We start from the raw sequence: 1,151 nt of genomic DNA, 5'->3' as shown, positions 1-1,151 counted from the left end.
ACCATCCGTGCAATTGTCGCTGCATCAAACAAGCCCGTATTGTAATTCATCGCCCCGATTAATCCTTGTTCGCTCTCTGCCATGGATAAGGTCAGATCAAACTTGGCTTCTCTTGTATTCACACCTTCTACATGGACCTGCACACCAGGAAGCTCCAGCTTCTCCTCCGGTGCATTCTGCAGTACAAACATCACTTGGAACAGCGGCGAACGGCTCTGATCTCGCTCCGGCTGTAATTCTTCCACTAATTTCTCAAACGGTATATCCTGATGCCCATACGCTCCCAAGGTCACTTCTCGTACTCTTTCCAACAGCTCATTAAAGCTTGGATTTCCTTCTAAGTTCGTACGCAGTGCCAGTGTATTAACAAAGAAGCCGATTAATTTCTCTGTCTCTGCTTGGGTTCGATTGGCAATCGGAGTCCCTACGATCACATCTTCTTGTCCCGAATAACGCATCATGAACGTCTGGAAGGCCGCTAACAGAGTCATAAACAAGGTGCTGCCTGTTTGCTGACTGAGCTGTGTCAGCTTTTTCGTCAACGCAGGTGAAAGTGTAAAACGCTCAGTATCCCCTTCATAGCGCTGTACGGCAGCTCGCGGATGATCATACGGCAACTCCAATATCGGAAGTTCTCCTCCGAGTTGGGTTTTCCAGTACGTAAGCTGTTCTTGAAGTGCCTCTCCTTGCAGCCACTCCCGCTGCCAATGAGCATAATCTGCATATTGTATACTCAGTTCTGCCAGCGGTGATGGCATTTGGTTGACAAAGGCGGTGTATAACGTTTTCCACTCTTGAATCAACACGCCTTGTGACCAACCATCCGATACAATATGATGCATGTTAAGCAGTAAACCATGCTCCTGCTCTCCTAATCGATATAAGGTGGCTCGAAATAATGGGCCTGCTGCCAAATCAAAAGGACGCTTTGCTTCCGCTTCGATTTGCACTGGCTGCTGCTGCTCGCTTGTTTCTCCACTCTCCTCCATATTCACCACGTCAAGTATAAAGTCTGGCTCTGGCAGAATTACTTGCACTGCTTCTTCATTTTCATCTTTCTGGAAAATGGTACGCAAGCTCTCATGTCGCCGCACAATTTCACGAAAACTTTGCTCTAACGCAACGACATTCAGTGCGCCTTGCAGACGATA

Annotated in this window: 1 protein-coding gene; it reads right to left on the bottom strand. The window is 47.7% G+C overall.

Annotated features, from left to right (window positions below):
* Positions 1 to 1,151, bottom strand: a 1,151-nt coding sequence (locus tag ERL59_RS20645) for a condensation domain-containing protein (protein WP_235929988.1), incomplete at both ends; no start/stop codon positions are given.

Source organism: Chengkuizengella marina, assembly GCF_009910845.1.
Taxonomy (GTDB): Bacteria; Bacillota; Bacilli; order Paenibacillales; family KCTC-33759; genus Chengkuizengella; species Chengkuizengella marina.
Note: the sequence above shows the minus strand (reverse complement) of the source record. Positions and strands in the feature narration are given on the sequence as shown.